This window comes from Allobosea sp. 05T433 (assembly GCF_056396065.1).
The window spans coordinates 237,025-254,420 of the sequence record NZ_JBFTKS010000006.1; the positions used below are offsets into that span (position 1 = coordinate 237,025).

The 17,396-nt window shown below is 66.2% G+C and carries 19 protein-coding genes; 10 read left to right on the plus strand and 9 right to left on the minus strand.

Annotated elements, in window-relative coordinates:
* Positions 1-100: 100 nt before the first annotated feature.
* From AC1DGP_RS10865 to AC1DGP_RS10885, 5 genes are all read left to right on the plus strand, one after another.
* A complete protein-coding gene (locus AC1DGP_RS10865) occupies positions 101-763 on the plus strand; it encodes a dihydrofolate reductase family protein (protein ID WP_476832097.1) in 663 nt (220 codons plus the stop codon).
* 119 nt (positions 764-882) lie between these two features.
* Positions 883-1,311, plus strand: a complete 429-nt coding sequence (locus tag AC1DGP_RS10870) for a YciI family protein (RefSeq protein WP_476832098.1) — start codon at positions 883-885, stop codon at positions 1,309-1,311.
* A gap of 97 nt (positions 1,312-1,408) precedes the next feature.
* Positions 1,409-1,828, plus strand: a complete 420-nt coding sequence (locus AC1DGP_RS10875) for a YciI family protein (RefSeq protein WP_476832099.1) — start codon at positions 1,409-1,411, stop codon at positions 1,826-1,828.
* A gap of 54 nt (positions 1,829-1,882) precedes the next feature.
* A complete protein-coding gene (locus AC1DGP_RS10880; protein WP_476832100.1) occupies positions 1,883-2,671 on the plus strand; it encodes an alpha/beta fold hydrolase in 789 nt (262 codons plus the stop codon).
* Positions 2,672-2,725: 54 nt separating this feature from the next.
* Positions 2,726-3,994 carry an RNA polymerase sigma factor gene (locus tag AC1DGP_RS10885; protein ID WP_476832101.1) on the plus strand — a complete coding sequence of 423 codons (1,269 nt, stop codon included), beginning with the start codon at positions 2,726-2,728 and terminating at the stop codon, positions 3,992-3,994.
* A 107-nt stretch (positions 3,995-4,101) separates the two neighbouring features.
* Here the strand turns inward: AC1DGP_RS10885 and AC1DGP_RS10890 are convergent, their stop codons facing one another.
* From AC1DGP_RS10890 to pdxH, 5 genes are all read right to left on the minus strand, one after another.
* Entirely contained in the window at positions 4,102-4,371 is a 270-nt protein-coding gene (locus AC1DGP_RS10890) for a hypothetical protein (protein WP_441488264.1), read from the minus strand.
* 185 nt (positions 4,372-4,556) lie between these two features.
* Positions 4,557-4,997: a TIGR02301 family protein gene (locus AC1DGP_RS10895; RefSeq protein ID WP_476832102.1), complete on the minus strand. Its 441-nt coding sequence runs from the start codon at positions 4,995-4,997 to the stop codon at positions 4,557-4,559.
* Complete coding sequence (locus AC1DGP_RS10900; protein WP_476832103.1) at positions 4,994-5,473, minus strand: NUDIX hydrolase; 480 nt, start codon at positions 5,471-5,473, stop codon at positions 4,994-4,996. Before AC1DGP_RS10900 ends, AC1DGP_RS10895 begins: the two co-directional genes overlap by 4 nt.
* Entirely contained in the window at positions 5,470-6,246 is a 777-nt protein-coding gene (locus AC1DGP_RS10905; RefSeq protein WP_052514014.1) for an SDR family NAD(P)-dependent oxidoreductase, read from the minus strand. The genes AC1DGP_RS10900 and AC1DGP_RS10905 overlap by 4 nt, the downstream gene beginning before the upstream one ends.
* Before the next feature lie 12 nt (positions 6,247-6,258).
* Positions 6,259-6,873: a pyridoxamine 5'-phosphate oxidase gene (pdxH, locus tag AC1DGP_RS10910; RefSeq protein ID WP_441488267.1), complete on the minus strand. Its 615-nt coding sequence runs from the start codon at positions 6,871-6,873 to the stop codon at positions 6,259-6,261.
* A gap of 127 nt (positions 6,874-7,000) precedes the next feature.
* Between pdxH and AC1DGP_RS10915 the strand changes: the two genes are divergently transcribed.
* From AC1DGP_RS10915 to fabI, 3 genes are all read left to right on the plus strand, one after another.
* Complete coding sequence (locus AC1DGP_RS10915) at positions 7,001-7,465, plus strand: RT0821/Lpp0805 family surface protein (protein ID WP_441507677.1); 465 nt, start codon at positions 7,001-7,003, stop codon at positions 7,463-7,465.
* A gap of 147 nt (positions 7,466-7,612) precedes the next feature.
* The gene (locus tag AC1DGP_RS10920) at positions 7,613-8,530 is read left to right on the plus strand and encodes a DnaJ C-terminal domain-containing protein (protein ID WP_476776056.1); all 918 of its coding nucleotides are present in this window, start codon (positions 7,613-7,615) and stop codon (positions 8,528-8,530) included.
* A 76-nt stretch (positions 8,531-8,606) separates the two neighbouring features.
* A complete protein-coding gene (fabI, locus tag AC1DGP_RS10925) occupies positions 8,607-9,446 on the plus strand; it encodes an enoyl-ACP reductase FabI (RefSeq protein ID WP_476832104.1) in 840 nt (279 codons plus the stop codon).
* A 15-nt stretch (positions 9,447-9,461) separates the two neighbouring features.
* Here fabI and folK read toward each other — a convergent pair whose 3' ends face one another.
* From folK to folP, 3 genes are read right to left on the minus strand one after another with little or no spacing between them, the layout of a single operon-like run.
* Positions 9,462-9,977, minus strand: a complete 516-nt coding sequence (gene folK / locus AC1DGP_RS10930; RefSeq protein ID WP_476776055.1) for a 2-amino-4-hydroxy-6-hydroxymethyldihydropteridine diphosphokinase — start codon at positions 9,975-9,977, stop codon at positions 9,462-9,464.
* Positions 9,967-10,341 carry a dihydroneopterin aldolase gene (gene folB / locus AC1DGP_RS10935; RefSeq protein ID WP_069879469.1) on the minus strand — a complete coding sequence of 125 codons (375 nt, stop codon included), beginning with the start codon at positions 10,339-10,341 and terminating at the stop codon, positions 9,967-9,969. The genes folK and folB overlap by 11 nt, the downstream gene beginning before the upstream one ends.
* Positions 10,338-11,168 (minus strand): dihydropteroate synthase, encoded by an 831-nt coding sequence (folP, locus tag AC1DGP_RS10940; RefSeq protein ID WP_476769607.1) that lies wholly within the window; start codon positions 11,166-11,168, stop codon positions 10,338-10,340. Before folP ends, folB begins: the two co-directional genes overlap by 4 nt.
* A 137-nt stretch (positions 11,169-11,305) precedes the next feature.
* On the opposite strand from folP, the gene AC1DGP_RS10945 reads away from it, so the two are divergent.
* Together AC1DGP_RS10945 and AC1DGP_RS10950 are read left to right on the plus strand one after the other, a co-directional pair.
* Positions 11,306-11,914, plus strand: a complete 609-nt coding sequence (locus AC1DGP_RS10945) for a histidine phosphatase family protein (protein ID WP_441488272.1) — start codon at positions 11,306-11,308, stop codon at positions 11,912-11,914.
* 227 nt (positions 11,915-12,141) lie between these two features.
* Positions 12,142-16,152, plus strand: coding sequence for a Pls/PosA family non-ribosomal peptide synthetase (locus AC1DGP_RS10950; protein ID WP_476832105.1), 4,011 nt, complete (start codon positions 12,142-12,144; stop codon positions 16,150-16,152).
* A 21-nt stretch (positions 16,153-16,173) separates the two neighbouring features.
* Here the strand turns inward: AC1DGP_RS10950 and AC1DGP_RS10955 are convergent, their stop codons facing one another.
* Complete coding sequence (locus tag AC1DGP_RS10955; RefSeq protein ID WP_476832106.1) at positions 16,174-16,965, minus strand: pseudouridine synthase; 792 nt, start codon at positions 16,963-16,965, stop codon at positions 16,174-16,176.
* Positions 16,966-17,396 lie beyond the last annotated feature (431 nt).

Here is a 17,396-nt window from a genome sequence, read left to right on the forward strand (position 1 = left end):
TATTGTCAAGGAGCAGGGGAGGCCGCAGGTCGTTGCGGCTTCTCCGGAGCTCCTGACAATCGCGTGGGGGCACGGCTCCCGCCCAACGGGAGATCCAAAGATGAGAAACGTTGTTGCCGCCACATTCCTGTCCCTAGACGGCGTGATGCAGGCGCCGGGCGGCCCGGAGGAGGATAGCTCAGGTGGCTTCAGCCATGGCGGCTGGACCTTCCACTACTGGGACGAGCCGATGGGCGAGGTCATGGAAAAGGCCTTCGCCGAGGAATTCGACCTGCTGCTCGGCCGCAGGACCTATGACATCTTCGCGGCGCATTGGCCGCATGCCGGCGACGACCCGGTCGCCACGAAGTTCAACGCCTGCATCAAATATGTCGCGACCTCTGCGCCGAAGACGCTGAACTGGCAGAACTCGGTAGCGCTACGTGGCGATATCGCCGCCGAGGTGGCGGCGCTGAAGCGCCAGGACGGTCCCAAGCTCCTGCTCCAGGGCAGCAGTGAACTGATCCAGCTGCTGCTGGCGAAGGACCTGATCGACGAGTTCAACCTGCTGATCTTCCCGGTGGTGCTCGGCGCAGGCAAGCGGCTGTTCGGCGAGGGCACCATGCCCGCTGCCTTCACGCTGGTCGAGAGCAGGGTTTCGAGCACGGGCGTGATCATGGCGACCTATCGTCGAGCCGGTGCGGTTACGACCGGCTCCTTCGCGCTTGAGGCGCCGAGCGAGGACGAGATCGCGCGCCGCGAGAAAAATCTCAGCGCAGCCTGAAAAATGTTTCGGCGCGTTGTCGATTCCGGAGCGCGCCGTTCGACGTGAGGACAGAGAGCGGGAATTCTCCTCTCTCCGAACCAAAGTCAGAACCCATCCACCCCATCAGGAGAAGACCGATGCGCTTCATGATCATCGTCAAGGCGACCCAGGATTCCGAAGCCGGCATCATGCCGAGCGAGGAACTGCTGACCGCCATGGGCGCCTATAACGAGCAACTGGTAAAGGCCGGCATCATGCTCGCCGGTGACGGGCTGCATCCCAGCTCCAAGGGCGCACGCATCCGCTTCTCAGGCGCCAAGCGTGCCGTCGTCGACGGACCTTTCGCCGAGACCAAGGAACTGATCGCCGGTTTCTGGATCTGGCAGTGCAAGTCGATGGAAGAGGCGGTCGAATGGGTCAAGCGCTGCCCGAATCCAATGACAGGCGATTCCGAGATCGAGATCCGCCGGATCTTCGAGGCCGAGGATTTCGGAGAGGCCTTCACCCCGGAGCTGCGCGAGCAAGAAGAGCGCATCCGCGCCGAGGCCGCGAAAAAGGCCGGCTGACCTGTCGATTTCGCGACGCGTCGATAGACGTGTCCTCAGGAGCGGCGGGGCACCAGGCCCCGACCGGCTTCGGACCACCGACACCAGGAGCAAATCCATGCGATACATGATCATGGTCAAGGCGACCAAGGACAGCGAAGCGGGCATCTTCCCGGAAGATGACAGCCTGATGGCGGCGATGGCGGCCTATCACGAGGAGCTTGCCAAGGCCGGCATGCTGCTCGACGGCTCCGGCCTGAAGCCGAGCTCGAAGGGCTGGAGGATCAAGTACTCGGCCGACGGCAAGAACCGCGTCGTTGACGGCCCCTTCGCCGAGACCAAGGAGCTGGTCGCCGGTTACACCGTGATCAAGGCCAAGTCCCGCGAGGAAGCGCTCGAATGGACGCGGCGTTTTCCCAAGCCCTTCGAGCCGGGTCAGGAGTGCGAAATCGAGATCCGCGAACTCTATGAGCTGGAGGATTTCGAGCAGTTCGAATCGGTCGAGCGCTTCCGGGAAATGGGCATCGGCGGTGAGTGACGGCGGGACGATACCTGCCGCCGCGTCTTGCGCCATCGGTCTGTGGAGGCTTTCATGAATACGGTCTTGTCCAAGGATGGCACCGCCATCGCCTATCAGCGCTTCGGTTCCGGCCCGGCGGTCATCCTCGTCGACGGCGCGCTCTGTAGCCGCGCCTTCGGGCCGATGCCGAAGCTTGCGCCGCTGCTGGCGGAGGGCTTCACCGTCTTCGTCTATGATCGCCGCGGGCGCGGCGATAGCGGCGACTCGCCGACCTATGCCAAGCAGCGCGAGATCGAGGACATCGCTGCGCTCGTCGCCGAGGCGGGCGGCGAGGCAGTGGCTGTCGGCCTCTCATCCGGCGCCGCATTGGCGCTTGAAGCTGCCGCCGCAGGCGTGCCGATCCGCCGGCTCGCGCTGTACGAACCGCCCTATCTCGCCGCTGACAAGGAGGGCCGGCAGCCGCCGCAGGACTGCCCCGGCAAGCTCAGGGCGCTGATCGCCGCGGGCCGGCGTAGCGCGGCAGTGCGCTTCTTCATGGTCGATATCGTCGGCATGCCGGCATTTGTCGGCTGGCTGATGCGGCTGATGCCGGGCTGGTCCAAGCTCAAGGCAGTGGCCCATACGCTGGTCTACGACACGACGATCATGGGCGATTTCACGGTGCCGGCCGAGCGCCTCGCCAAGGTCGCAGTTCCGACGCTGTTGCTTGCAGGGGAGAAGAGCCCGCGCTCGCTGAGAATGGCGGCGCAGGCTGCGGCCGATTCCGTTCCGGGAGCCAGCCACGCCGTGCTGAAGGGGCAGACGCACAATGTCTCGCTGCCGGTGTTGGCGCCGGAGCTGAAACGCTTTCTCGCGGCCTGACGGCAGACCGGACGGCTTGCGCAGCAAGGGACGAAATGGTGTGTATCGGCCGTTATGTCGGCGAGCGATGCACACCGCACCATTGAAACGGTCTGGCGAATCGAGGCTCCCAAGCTGATCGCCGGGCTGACGCGCATCACGCGTGATGTCGGGCGCGCCGAGGAACTGGCGCAGGATGCGCTGGTCGCGGCCCTGAAGCAGTGGCCGCAAGACGGCGTACCGCGCAATCCGGGCGCCTGGCTGATGCAGGCGGGCAAGCACCGCGCCCTCGACGGCCTTCGCCGCGACAAGCTTCTCGCCCGCAAGCATCAGGAGCTTGGCCACCAACTCGAAACCGAGACGACGCCCGATCTCGACGCCGCGCTCGATGACGATGTCGGCGACGATCTGCTGCGGCTTGTCTTCACGGCCTGCCATCCGGTTCTCTCGACGGAGGCGCGCCTTGCACTGACGCTGCGACTGCTCGGTGGACTCACCACCGAAGAGATCGCGCGGGCCTTCCTGGTGCCTGAGCCAACCATGGCGCAGCGGATCGTGCGGGCGAAGAAGACGCTTCCCGACGCCAAAGTGCCCTTCGAGGTTCCGCATGGCGCGGAATTGGCCGAGAGACTCGAGTCGGTGCTCGAGGTCGTCTACCTGATCTTCAACGAGGGCTATGCGGCAACAGCCGGCGAGGACTGGATCCGGCCGGCCCTGTGCGAAGAAGCACTCAGGCTGGGGCGCATCCTGGCCGAGCTCGCGCCGCTGGAGCCCGAGGTCCATGGACTCGTGGCGCTGATGGAGATCCAGGCGTCGCGCCTCAGGGCCAGGGTCGGCCCGAGCGGCGAGCCGATCCTGCTGCTCGACCAGAAACGCGCTCGCTGGGACCATCTTCTGATCCGCCGGGGCTTTGCCGCGATCGAGCGGGCCCGGGCGATCGGCGGCGCGATCGGTCCCTATCTGCTCCAGGCCGAGCTAGCCGCCTGCCATGCGCGGGCGCGCACCGCGGAAGAGACGGATTGGGTCCGCATCGCCGTGCTTTATGGCGCGCTGGCCGCGATCAACCCGTCGCCGATCGTCGAACTCAACCGGGCGGTGGCGATCAGCATGGCCGAGGGGCCGGCAGCCGGGCTTGCCGCGGTCGAACGACTGGTCTTGGAACCTTCGCTGAAGAACTACCATCTGCTGCCGAGCGTACGCGCCGATCTGCTCGGCAAGCTCGATCGGCATGGCGAGGCGCAGGCCGAGTTCGAGCGCGCGGCGGCGATGACGAGGAATGTGCAGGAGCGAACATTATTGCTCGCTCGCGCAGAGAATGCCCGCCGGGCCGCTAGCGGCGCCTAGGCAAGACCAGAGCATAAGACCGGACAGTGGGATCTACTTTTCGGAGAAGTCCGATGCGGGGCAAAGAGATGGGCCGCCACAGTACGTCCGGTCGGACGCATGGCGATCTAGTGCCGTGTGCCCATCGTGAAGGCGCCGCAGCGCACCTTTTCCGCCAGGGTTTCGGCGAAAACAGCTGTGGCTTCTTCGCCATAGGTCTCGACCAGCGTGCGAAAGGCCGCGAAGAGAGCGGCGTGAGCCAGCGCATCGCTGTCGAGCCCGTCCTGCTGCGCCTCGTTGAAGGCGTCCTCGACATAGCCATAGGCGACGCGGCGTGCATCTCCCGGCTCGTCGGTGAGCATGGGATCGAGCTGCAGATCGTCTGGACGGATGGACATGAAGGCACGGACTCTGCGGCTGGTCACAAAGGACCGGCGCGTACCCGAGAATCAGGCCTGCGCCGGGGCGATCGACTGCCTCAGATTCATACGCATCAGGGGAGGCTGGCGCTACCGCGGTGTTTAAGAAAGGTTAATTTGACCGCGCGAGTTTTGAGAAAGACACAGTTTCGTCCCGATGTGACCTATCCGCCATAGCGGCCGGCGAGGGACCGGGCCAGACGGTCGCCTTCGGCGGCGAGTCGCCGTGCGGCCTCCTGGCTGCCGCCAGAACAGCTCCGGTGGGTCGCCGCATAAGCCCGGAAACCGCCGTTATAGGCACTCATCAGCCGTTCCCGCCGCTGTGGCGTGCGTCCTTCGGCGTCGATCAGCGCAGTCATGCGCTCACGCCAAACATCGGCTTCCTTGCCGCCGCACAAGGTCCGCAAATAGGCGAGCGAGCCCATGATCTCGGCGAGTTCGAGCAGTTGCGGTTCGTAAGGCGGAGGCGACGCCTCGGGGGGCGGCGTGGCCTGGGTCGGCGGCTGCGGCGCCGATTGCTGGCGTTGCCCCTGTGCAACGGCGTGACCGAACGGCGCAACCGCCAATGTCCAGGCGAGCAGGAGCGCGAGGCGGGCGCAGGTCACGGCCGCTGCCCGCCGTTCTGCAGGATGGCATGGGCGTTCCGCAGCACGTCACCGAGTTCGCGCGTCGTCGCCAAGCCTCCGAGCTTCAGCGGATCGGCCCACATCACGGCGCCTGCCTCAGGGCCGGGCTGTGGCTCGCCGGAAATCCATTCGCCGACGAACGAGGCGATGACGAAATGATGCGTCACCGAGCCTGCCGCATCACGCCCGAAAATCTCGACATGCCGGTTGAAGCCGAGAATGGCGGCCTTGACCCCGACCTCCTCCTCGAGCTCGCGCAGTGCGGCCGCTTCAAGCGTCTCGCCTGCTTCGACCTTGCCGCCGGGGAGTGACCAGAGCTGGTCGGCCGGCGGCTTGGTGCGGGTTGCGAGCAGCACCTTGCCGTCGCGGAAGACCGCGAGGGACGCGGCAAGCGTTGGGCGCGCCGCCTTGGCCTGCGTCGGAAAACGGATGACCTGGCCGCTTTGGCTCTTCACACGTGCTGCCCGCCATTGATGTGCAACTCGGCGCCCGTGACATAGGACGAGGCGTCGGTGCAGAGGAAATGGATCGCCTTCGCGACTTCCTCCGTCTTGCCGAGCCGGCCGAGCGGCAGCGTCGCGACGATCTTCTCGGTGCCGGGCGAGAGGATGGCAGTGTCGATCTCGCCGGGCGAAATTGAGTTCACCCGGATGCCGAGCGGGCCGAAATCGGCGGCCATCTCGCGCGTCAGGCTGGCGAGCGCCGCCTTCGAGGTGGCATAGGCGGCACCGGCGAAGGGGTGGACGCGGGAGCCGGCGATCGAGGTGACGTTGACGATCGTGCCCCTGGCGGCGGTCAGCTCGTCCAGCAGGCCGCGCGCCAGCATGATCGGCGCGAAGAAGTTGACCTGGAAGACCTGGTGCCAGTCATTGAAGGAGGTCGTGGCAGCGCCCAGGCGCATGCCCTTCGGCCCCTTCGGCGAAATGCCGGCATTGTTGACCAGCGCATTGAGCTTGCCGCCCTCGGCCGCCAGCCGCTTCTTGATCTCGGCTATGCCACGCATCGTGTCCTCGGGGTCGCCGAGATCGATCTGGACATGATCGTCGGCGCCTGAGGGCCAGGGGCATTTATCCGAGAAGGCCTGGCGCGAGCACGACAGGATGCGCCAGCCTGCCATGGCGAACTGCATCACCGTGGCGTGGCCGATCCCGCGGCTCGCTCCGGTCAGGAGCATGACCGGGCGCTTGCCTGCCTCGGTCTTGGGGAAGTCGAATTTCGGCATGGCCATGCGGTCAGATCCTCAGGGGTAAAGGCGGGTTCGCGTCCACGGCTCGGCGGCCGAGGCACGGCGGAAGACCACACGGTCGTGCAGGCGGAAGGCGCCATCGCGCCAGAACTCGATATAGACCGGGTCGATGCGGAATCCAGTCCAGTGCGGCGGGCGCGGGATCGTGCTGAGACCGAATTTCGCGGCATAGCTCGCCACCGCCTTCTCGAGCGCGAAGCGGCTCTCGAGCGGGCGCGACTGCTGCGAGGCCCAGGCTCCGATGCGGCTGTCGCGCGGGCGAGACTGGAAATACGCATCGGCCTCGGCGTCGCTGACGATCGATACGGGTCCGCGAATACGGACCTGTCGGCGCAGGCTCTTCCAGTGGAACAACGCGGCCGCCTTGCCCTGGCCGAGCAGCTCCTCGCCCTTCTGGCTCTGGGTGTTGGTGTAGAAGACGAAGCCGTCGCGGTCGTGCCCCTTCAGCAGGACCATGCGGACATTGGGCAGGCCCTCGGCGTCGACCGTCGAGAGTGCCATGCCGTTGGGGTCGTTCGGCTCGGAGCGCGCGGCCTCCTCCAGCCAGCTCGCGAACAGGGCGAAGGGTTCATCGACTTCGGTGAAGTCACCCGGCGTTAACCGTTCCACGTGTCTAATCCTCGGCAAGTTCTGGTTAAGCGTCGGGCGAGCGCAATCTGTGATTTGGTGTTGGACTGCGAGTTTATATAGGCCAGCCCGGGCGGCGAACCAAAGCCTCGATCGGCGCGCTGCGCCCATGCGTCCGGCTGCGGTCGCCACCGTGCTGCTGCTCGCCGTTGCCAGCGCCGGCTGCTCGGTCTCCTTTCCGATCCTCGGCCTGTCGAGCAAGTCCGAAGACGAGGTGGCGATGACGACGACTTCGACCCTGCCGGCGCGCGGCACGACGAAGCCGAGCGTGCTTGGCGCCCTCTCCACCGAGCTTGGTCCCGAGGATCTGCGCCGTGCCGATGGGGCGATGGCGCTGGCCCTCGACCCCCAGGGCAATGGCGCAGCGGTCAACTGGGATAATCCGCAGAGCGGCATGAAGGGATCGTTCACGCCGGTCGGTGGGCCGTTCCTGCGCTCGGACGAGATTTGTCGTGCCTTCATCGCCAATGTCCAGACGCAGACCAGCCCGGTTCGGCTTCAGGGCACGGCCTGCCGTCCGTCCGGTGGAGAATGGGCAGTCAAGGAAACGCAACCCTGGAAGGGGTTGAGCTAGCATAGGCTGCCGGATCCGGCCTGCGGCCGCGCCGGGAAGGAAAACGTTGCATTCCCGCCACAGTCTCCCCACATAGCGGGCGGAGCTGTTCCGGCGTGCCGTATCGGGCGCGGGAAACAGCGTCTCGTCGAAGAGTGGGGTTCATGCATGCGCGATCCGTATCAGGTCCTGGGCGTCGCCCGTGGTGCCAGCGAAGCTGAAATCAAGAAAGCCTATCGCCGTCGCGCCAAGGACCTGCATCCCGACCGCAATCAGGATGATCCCAAGGCGCAGGACCGCTTCTCGGAGCTCAACAGCGCCTATGAGATCGTGGGTGACGAAACCAAGCGCAAACAGTTCGACCGCGGCGAGATCGACGCCGACGGCAAGCCGAAATTCCAGGGCTTCGAGGGCATGGGCGCCGGTCGGGGCGGGCGTGCCGGCGGGTTCGAGTTCAATTTCGGCCATGGCGGCGGCGCGGCCTCGGGGCGTGGCGGGGCCGATCAGGGCTTCGATCCTGCCGATATTTTCGGCTCGCTTTTCGGTGACGCGGCCCGCCGCGGCGGCGGCCGGGCTCGCCATGAGCCCCAGAAACCGCCGGAGCAGAGCTTTTCGCTGAGCGTCTCGCTTGCCGAGGCCGCCACGGGCGCTACCCGCCGTGTGAAGCTGCCGCATGGGCGCGAGGTCGAGGTCACGATTCCCGAGGGTGTTGCGGACGGCAAGGTCATGCGGCTGCGCGGCCTTGGCCAGACCGATCCCTTCTCGGGCGAGGCTGGCGACCTGCTGATGACGATCAAGGTCAAGCCCGATCCGCGCTTCACGATCGAGGGCCATGATCTGCGTACCCGCGTGGCGGTTCCGCTGGCGACGGCCGTGCTGGGCGGGCCGCTGCATGTGCCGACCCTCACCGGAGCCGTGGAGATGAAGATTCCGCCGCTGACCGGTACGACGAAGCAGTTTCGCCTGCGCGGCAAAGGGCTGAAGGGCGAGAAGGGTCATCACGGCGATCTCTTCGTCGCAATCGACATCGAGATGCCGGAGAAGGATCCTGAACTGATGGCGCTGATGAAGGCGCGGAGCGAGTAAGCGAGCAACTGAGCCTTTCGTTGAGGCGCTGGCTCGGCTAAGAGACCTTCCGCTTCGTCCAGTTCGCAGGTCCCCGATGCCCGAATCCAGCGCTGCCTCCTCCACCGCCAATGTCCTGAAGGGCAAGCGGGGCCTCATCATGGGCGTCGCGAACAATCGCTCGATTGCCTGGGGCATTGCCAAGGCTGCGGCCGATGCTGGTGCGGAGCTGGCTTTCACCTATCAGGGCGATGCGCTGAAGAAGCGCGTCGAACCCCTGGCGAAGGAACTTGGCGGACAGGTTGTCGGCCATTGCGACGTCACCGACTCGGCGACGATCGATGCCGTCTTCGCCGAGGTCGAGAAGCTCTGGGGCAAGCTCGATTTCGTCGTTCACTGCATCGCCTTCTCCGACAAGGACGAGCTGACCGGCCGCTATGTCGAGACGACTGAAGCGAATTTCACCAAGTCGCTCCTGATCTCCTGCTACTCCTTCACCGCCGTCACGCAGCGCGCCGAGAAGCTGATGACCAATGGCGGCTCGATGCTGACGCTGACCTATTACGGCGCCGAGAAATGGATGCCGCATTACAACGTCATGGGCGTGGCGAAGGCGGCGCTGGAATCGAGCGTGCAGTATCTTGCCGCCGATCTCGGTCCCTCGAAGATCCGCGTCAACGCGATCTCGGCTGGGCCGATCAAGACGCTCGCCGCCTCTGGTATCGGCGATTTCCGCTATATCCTGCGCTGGAACGAGTACAATTCACCGCTCCGTCGCACCGTGACGATCGAGGAAGTCGGCGAGACAGCAGTCTTCCTGGTCTCCGACATGTCGCGCGGCATCACCGGCGAGATCATGCATGTCGATGCCGGCTACCACGTGGTCGGCATGAAGGTGCCGTCTGCCCCCGATATCACGCTCGACAAGGGCGAGTGATCCGGAGCGCCGGCTTCAGCCGGCGCCGGCGTTCCGCAGGCGCGCCGTTTCCGTATCGTCGCGCCTGACTTCCTCGCTCGCGAGAGCGTCGCGCAGCTCGGACGCACTCCCGCCGCCGATGACGAGCGTCGGCGCGATTTCCGCGAGCGGCGCCAGGACGAACGCGCGCTCGGCGATGCGCGGGTGCGGAACCTGAAGACCCGGCTCGTCGATGATAGCCTCGCCATAAGTCAGAAGATCGATATCGAGCGTGCGCGGCCCCCAGCGCTCCTTGCGCTCGCGGCCTTGCTCGCGCTCGATCCTCAGACAGAAGGCGAGCAGGTCGGCCGCCGCGAGATCGGTTGCGATCATCACGGCCATGTTCTTGAATTCGGGCTGGTCGAGCTTGCCCCAGGGCGCGGTGCGATAGACCGACGAAATCCGCAGCACGGTCACGGCAGGATGGCGCGCGAGGGCTTCGATCGCGGCGGCGAAGGCAATGACCGGATCGCCGAGATTGCCGCCGAAGCAGAGAGCGGCCTCAGTCTTCACGCCGGAAGTCCAGGCGGATGCCGACAGCTGCCAGCGTTGCCGGAATCGGCGGCGCGGGCTTGCGCAGGGTGATCCAGACACGGCTGACCGGCGGGAACTCGGCCAGGATGGCCTGCGCCACGGCGCGCGCTGCCGCTTCCAGCAAATTGTAGCGGCGGGTGGTGAAGGTCTGTTTCACCACGGCGACGACCTTGCCGTAATCGACCGTATCCGCGAGGTCGTCGCTGATGGCCGAGGCGTGGATATTGGTCGCCAGCGCAATATCGAGCGTGAAGCGCTGGCCGAGCCGTTCCTCCTCGGAGAAGCAGCCGTGATAGGCATAGATGTCGAGCTTCTCGATCAGGATGCTGCCTGTCTCGCTCATGGCGCGTCTCCGATGGCGGTCCAGACCTTGAAGGCGTCGGCATGTGGACGAATGTCATGCGCGCGGATGATCGAGGCGCCCTGCGAGACGCCGTAGAGATGGGCTGCCAGCGTGCCGGCCAGTCGCTCGGCCGGAACCTTCTGGCCGGTGATCAGACCGATGGTCGACTTGCGTGAGGCGCCGAGCAGGATGGCGCAGCCAAGCTGTTCGAGCTGGCGGAGGTCGCGGATCATCGCGAGGTTCTGCGCCGGCGTCTTGCCGAAGCCGATTCCCGGGTCGACCACGATCTGCTCGCGTGGCACGCCGGCTGCGATGGCGATGGCGATGGAGCGTTCGAGGTAGCGCAGAACGTCGTCGAGGATATCAAGCGCGGGATCGATGCTGTCGCGGTTGTGCATCAGGATCATCGGGGCGCCGAAGCGGGCAGCGACATCGGCAATGGCCGGCTCGCGCTGGCAGCCCCAGACGTCATTGACGATCGCTGCGCCGGCGCCGAGCGCGGCTTCGGCGACCTCGGCCTTGTAGCTGTCGATCGAGATCGGGATGCGTGTTCGGGTGGCGAGTCGCGAAATCACCGGGATGACCCGGGCACGCTCGGTCTCCGCATCGACTTCTGCATGGCCTGGCCGGGTCGACTCGCCGCCGATATCGACGATATCGGCGCCCTCCGCGATCAGCGTTTCGGCATGAGCGATCGCCTCGTCGGCGCTCTTCAGCATGCCGCCATCCGAGAAGGAATCGGGAGTGACATTGACGACGCCCATGAGCAGGGGCGTCGTGCCGAGGGCAAGCCTGCGACCGTCTGGCAAAGTGAGAGCCGGGGACATGGATCCATCCGAAGCGGAGAGCCGCCTATACACAGCGCACTCGCGCTCTGCCATCAGAAAGCGATGACAGGTTGCCATGGCCAATACGCATGCCCCTGTGCCCCTCTGACGCTTTGACCTGCGGGCGCGGAGCGTGCATGAGCCGGAGCATGCTGCCGCTCACGATCTCTCACCGCCTCTTCCTCGTCCGTCACGGCGAAACCGACTGGAACCGGGAGGGTCGTCTCCAGGGTTCGAAGGACATCCCGCTGAACGAGCTCGGGCGCGAGCAGGCGGCCGAAGCCGCCGGGCGCCTGCGCAACCTGGTGCAGGGCTATGAGGGGCTCGATTTCGTGGCCTCTCCCATGGAGCGGGCGCGCGAGACCATGGAAATCCTGCGCTACCGGCTGGGGTTGCCGCCCAAGGGCTACCGTATCGATGAGCGCCTGCGCGAGCTGACCTTCGGCGCCTGGGAAGGGTTCACCTGGCGCGAGGTCCGCAAGTCCGAGCGCGAGCTGGCGCTGGCGCGCGAGCGCGACAAATGGGGCTTCGTTCCCCCTGAAGGCGAGAGCTACCGGATGCTGGCCGAGCGGATCAGGCCGGTGCTGGAAGGGCTGACGGGCGAGACGGTGATGGTGAGCCATGGCGGTGTGGCGCGCGCCGTGCTCGCGCTTGTCGGGGCCGTCGCGCCGGGGGAAGCCGCCATGGTCGATATCTGGCAGGGCAAGATCCTGATGGTCTCGGACGGACGCGTCTCCTGGGTCTAGCGCGAGGTTCGGTCGCAGACATTCATCGTGGGTTCAGGGGTGCTCTTTAAGGAGTGTTGTGCTAGCAGGGATGCACACAACAGCGACATGCTCGGCCGGGGGGAGGCAGCCGGAATCCGGATCGAACGATACGGTTTCCGGGGCAGTTTTAGAGGTGCGGTTCGCCGCAGGGTCGCCTTGGGGTGAGTGCCGCCGGGGCTGCTCTGGCCGATCCGCAGCGGGGCACCATGAACGACATCAGCATTCTGTCGGCGGACGAGACCGCCCGGAGCGCCACCCCGCTCGCCATGATCGCGGGCGAGAAGCGGCCTGACCTGATCCGCGATGAGGTTCTGGGCGAGATCTTCGCTGCGACAGTGGCCGCGCGCGGCGCACACCCGGCTCTGACGGATGCCGAGCGCCGGCTCAGCTATGACGAGGTCTGGGCAGCGGCGCGCAGTCAGGCGCGCGGCCTTGTCCTGTCGGGCGTCGGCCCCGGCAGCATGGTCGGCCTGTGGATGCCGCGCGGCATCGACCTCCTTGTCGCGCAGATCGCGATCACGCTCAGCGGCGCGGCCTGGGTGCCGTTCGATGCCGAGGCGCCTGTCGATCGCATCGCGACCTGCCTGAACGATGCCGAGGCCAAGGGGCTCGTGACCTGCGCCGCCTGGCAGGGCAAGGCGACCGCGATCGGGCGTCCGGTCTGGTCGCCTGCCGATCTCGTGGCGCGTGACGATGGCGCACTCCTGCCGGCGCGCGCAGCCGGGCTGAGCAAGGATCATCCCGCCTACCTGATCTATACCTCGGGCTCGACGGGGACGCCGAAGGCGATCGTCATCAGCCATCACAACATCTGCCACTTCCTGCGCTCCGGGAACGCCTTCTACGGGATGGGGCCAGACGACATCGTCTTCCAGGGCGCGTCGGTCGCCTTCGACCTGTCGATGGAGGAAATCTGGACACCCTATCTCGTCGGCGCGACGCTGTTCGTCGCTTCGCCCGAGATGATGGGCGATGCCGAGAAGCTGCCGGCAATCCTGAACGGTGCCGGCGTCACCGTGATCGACACCGTGCCGACGCTGCTCGGTATCCTGCCTTCCGACGTGCCTTCGCTGCGGCTCATCCTGCTCGGCGGCGAGGCGCTCCCGCCCTCGATCGTGCAGAAATGGGCGAAGCCGGAAAGGCGCATCCTCAACACCTACGGGCCGACCGAGGCGACCGTGGTGGCGACCGCGACCGAGGTGAAACCCGGCGAGGTGGTGACCATCGGCCGGCCGATCCCCAACTATACCGCCTATGTCGTCAGCGAAGAGCTGCAATTGCTGCCGCCTGGCCAGCAGGGCGAACTCCTGATCGGCGGCCCGGGCGTTGCCCGGGGCTATCACGGCCGCCCCGAACTGACGGCGGAGAAATTCATCGCCAATCCGTTTGGTGGGATCGACGACCCCATTCTCTACCGATCCGGTGATGCGGTCAGCCTCGATGCGGCCGGCAACATCGTCTTCCATGGCCGTATCGACGACCAGATCAAGATCCGCGGCTTCCGGGTCGAACTCGGCGAGATCGAGTCGAAGCTCGCAGACGAGCCGGGGGTGAACCAGGCGGCGGTCGTGCTGCGCGAAGATGACGGCATCGAACGGCTCGTCGCCTTCGTGGTCAGCGAGCCCGGCGTCGCGGTCGATGCGGGAGTGCTGCGCGCTGCGCTGAGAGAACAGCTGCCTCCCTACATGGTCCCTGCCCATTTCGAGGCTGTCGGCTCGCTGCCGCGCATGGTCTCGGGCAAGGTCGACCGCAAGATGCTGAGGGCTGCGCCGCTGACGGCGCCGGCCGCAGCCGGCGAGCAGGAGCCGCCGCGCAACGAGACGGAGGCCGCCCTTCTAGAGGCGGCCAAGCGCGTATTGGGTGCGTCGAGCCTGCCGTTCGAGGCCGATTTCTTCGTCGATCTCGGTGGTCATTCGCTGCTGGCCGCGCGCTTCATCTCGATCGTGCGCGAAACCCCTGCCTATGCCGGCATCACGCTGCAGGACGTCTATGGTGCCCGTACGTTGCGTGGCATGGCGGCGGTGCTCGATGGGCGCGGGATCGCGGAGGCCGAGGATCTCTCTTTCACTCCGCCCTCCTTTCGGCGCCGCTTCCTGTGCGGGCTGGCGCAGGCCGCCGCGCTGCCGATCATCATCAGCCTGGCGACGGCGCAGTGGCTCGGAATTTTCGTCACCTATCTGCTGATTTCCGGCGAGGACCTGTCGCTGCCGGCGCAGGTCTTCACCCTGCTCGGCGTCTATGTCGCGATTACCATCGTCACCGGCCTGATCTCGATCGCCTTGAAATGGATCGTGCTCGGCCGGACCAAGCCCGGCGTCTATCCGCTCTGGGGCGTCTATTATTTCCGCTGGTGGTTCGCCGCGCGCGTTGCAGGCCTTGTCCATATCAAATGGCTGCAGGGTACGCCGGTGATGCGCTTCTACTGGCGCCTGCTCGGTGCCAAGGTCGGCCGCGACGTCATCATCTCGGATTACGAGGCCGGTGCGCTCGATCTCATCGAGATCGGCGACTACACGACCTTCGGCTCGAAGACCACTTTCGCCAATGGCGAAGCCATCGGCGACAAGCTGATCCTGGGCCGGATCAAGATCGGGCGGGACGTGAACGCTGGCGCCTCCGTGGTCTTCGGTCATGGCAGCACCACCGGCGACCATGCCGAGATTGGCGATCTGACGGCGATACCGTCCGGTACGACGGTCGGCGCGGCCGAAATCTGGGACGGCACGCCTGGCCGGAAGATCGGCATGGTCGATCTCGACGCGTTGCCGCCGCAGGCCGAGGCGAGCATGCGCCGTCGCTTCGCGATGACGGTTTTCTACGTGTTCATGCTGATCGTGCTGCCGCCGATCAGCTTGCTGCCGATCTTCCCGGCCTTCTGGCTCTTCGACAGGATCGACGACCAGATCGCGACATGGTCCGATATCAGCTATCTCTGGTATCTGCCGATCCTGACCTGGCCGACGGCGATGGGCCTCATCGCCTTCACCGTGCTGCTGATGGCCGGCCTGCGCTGGGTGATCCTGCCGCGCGTGACCTCGGGCTCGTGGTCGATCCATTCCGGCTTCTATGCCCGCAAATGGACGGTGGCGCTGGCGACCGAGGTGACGCTGGAGACACTCTCCTCGCTGTTCGCGACGATCTATATGCGCTTCTGGTATCGGTTGATGGGCGCCAGCATCGGCAAGGGCGCGGAGATCTCGACCAATCTGTCGGGTCGCTACGATCTGACGGCGATCGGGGCCGGCAACTTCATCGCCGACGAGGTCGTCTTCGGCGACGAGGACATGCGCCGCGGCTATATGCGTCTCGACATGACGAAGACCGGCGATCAGGTCTTCATCGGCAATGATGCGGTCGTGGCGCCAGGCGCCGTGATCCCCGACCGGGTGCTGATCGGCATCAAGTCGAAGCCGCCTGCCAATGAGAAGATGCAGCCGGGCGATACCTGGTTCGGCTCGCCGCCGATCCGCCTGCCGACGCGGCAGAAGGTCGACCTTGGGGCGGATTGGACCTACAAGCCGTCGCTGGGGAAGAGGCTGGCGCGGGCGGGCTTCGAGGCGCTGCACACCTCATTCCCGGCGATGCTGTTCATCACTTTCGGCACCATCGCGGTTGATCTCGTGCTGCAGCAGAAGATCTTCGATCGCGACTGGGGCGGGCTCGCGCTCAGCTTCATGGGCGTGTCCATCCTGATCGCGGTGACGCAGGCGCTGATCTGCGCCGCGATGAAATGGCTGCTGATGGGCGTCTACAAGCCGGTGATGAAGCCGATGTGGTCGTTCTGGGCGATGCGCACCGAGGCGGTCGCCGTGCTCTATTGGGGATTGGGCGGCAAGGTGCTGTTCGACTATCTGCGCGGCACGCCTTTCCTGCCCTGGTTCCTGATGCTGTTCGGTGCGAAATACGGCAAGGGCGTCTGGCTCGACTCGACCGATATCACCGAGTTCGACTGCATCAGGGTCGGCGACTACTGCACGGTCAACGCGCATTCGGCCCTGCAGACCCACCTCTATGAGGACAGGGTCATGAAGGTCGGCCGCGTGCATCTCGGCAAGGGCGTTTGTGTGGGCGCGGCAGCGACGGTGCTCTACGACACCCATGTCGGCGACTACGCGCAGATCGGCCTGCTGACCGTGATCATGAAGGGCGAGAACCTGCCGGCGAATACGCGCTGGGAGGGGGCGCCGGCGGTGCCGGCCAAGGCGGCGGCGCACTAGGGCCAAAGCTGACCGGCGGTTCTACCCGTCGAGGCGGCCCTCGGCCGAAGGTCGCGGAGCGCCGACGCAGCCATTATCGAGCGGTAGTGCGATCTCGTCAGGCTGCAATGCGCGGACCGCGCCCTTTGGCAACTCGCCCAGCGGCAAGGCCCCGATGCCGACACGGACCAGGCGCAGCACCCGCGCGCCGGCCGCTTCGACGATGCGCCGGATCTGTCGGTTGCGGCCCTCGTCGATCACCATTTCGATCCAGGCGTTCCTTTGGCCATGGCGCAGGAGCGTCGCCGCCTTGGTCGAGAGCGCCTCGTCGCCGTCGACGGCACCGGCGCGCAGCCGCACCATCAAGGCGGTGTCGGGCACCGTGTCGATCTGGACATGGTAGGTTTTCTCCACGCCGGAGGCCGGGTCCAGGATGCGCTGCGCCCAGCGCGTGTCGTTGCTCATGAGCAGCAACCCTTCACTCGCCTTGTCGAGCCGCCCGACCGGGGCGACGAACGGTAGCTCCAGTCCGTCCAGGCAGGAATAGACCGTGGCGCGGCCTTCGGGGTCGGTCCGGGTCGTGAGCGCGCCGCGGGGCTTGTTGACCATCAGATAGACACGGCGTTCGGCCGAGACCGTTTCGCCATCGACGATGATGCGGGCACGCGCGAGATCCAGGCGCAGGCTCGGGTTCAGGGCAAGACGCCCATCGACCCGGACGCGCCTGCCGAGAATCAGGCCTTCGGCCTGGGTGCGTGAGCAATAGCCGAGCTTGGAAAGGGCGCGCGCGAGGCTGACGGACCCCGGCGTGCCGGGGCCGGATTGTCTCGACATGGTCTGGGCATTCCGAATGCGAAAGACCGGTCGCCGGCTCCGGGGCCATCATGTCGAGGCGCGGGACGGGCTACCGTGGACAAGCCGCCTTGCGGTGCGAAACCGTCTGCGCGAACCTCGTCCGGGATAGGTTGCTGTGCCAGGTCCGAGACGGCACGCCGTGGCAGGCGTCGTGGCCGACCTGAGGCCACTCCCCCCGAACCCGCTCCTCTTCGGAAGGTTCGGGGCTAGGCGCCCGCGATGATGACACTCCCGGGGCGCCAGGAGCGCGGCTGGGTGACAGGCCTGCGTCTCATCGGGCCTAGAAGCCGCCGGATCGGACGGCTGTCAAGACTTGCGCTGCCGCGCAGCATTGCCGGGGATGCGGAGCGCGGGACGCGACGCGGCGGGCGTTGGGGCATGGTTTGCGCGCAGCGGGGTTTCGCGCGGGC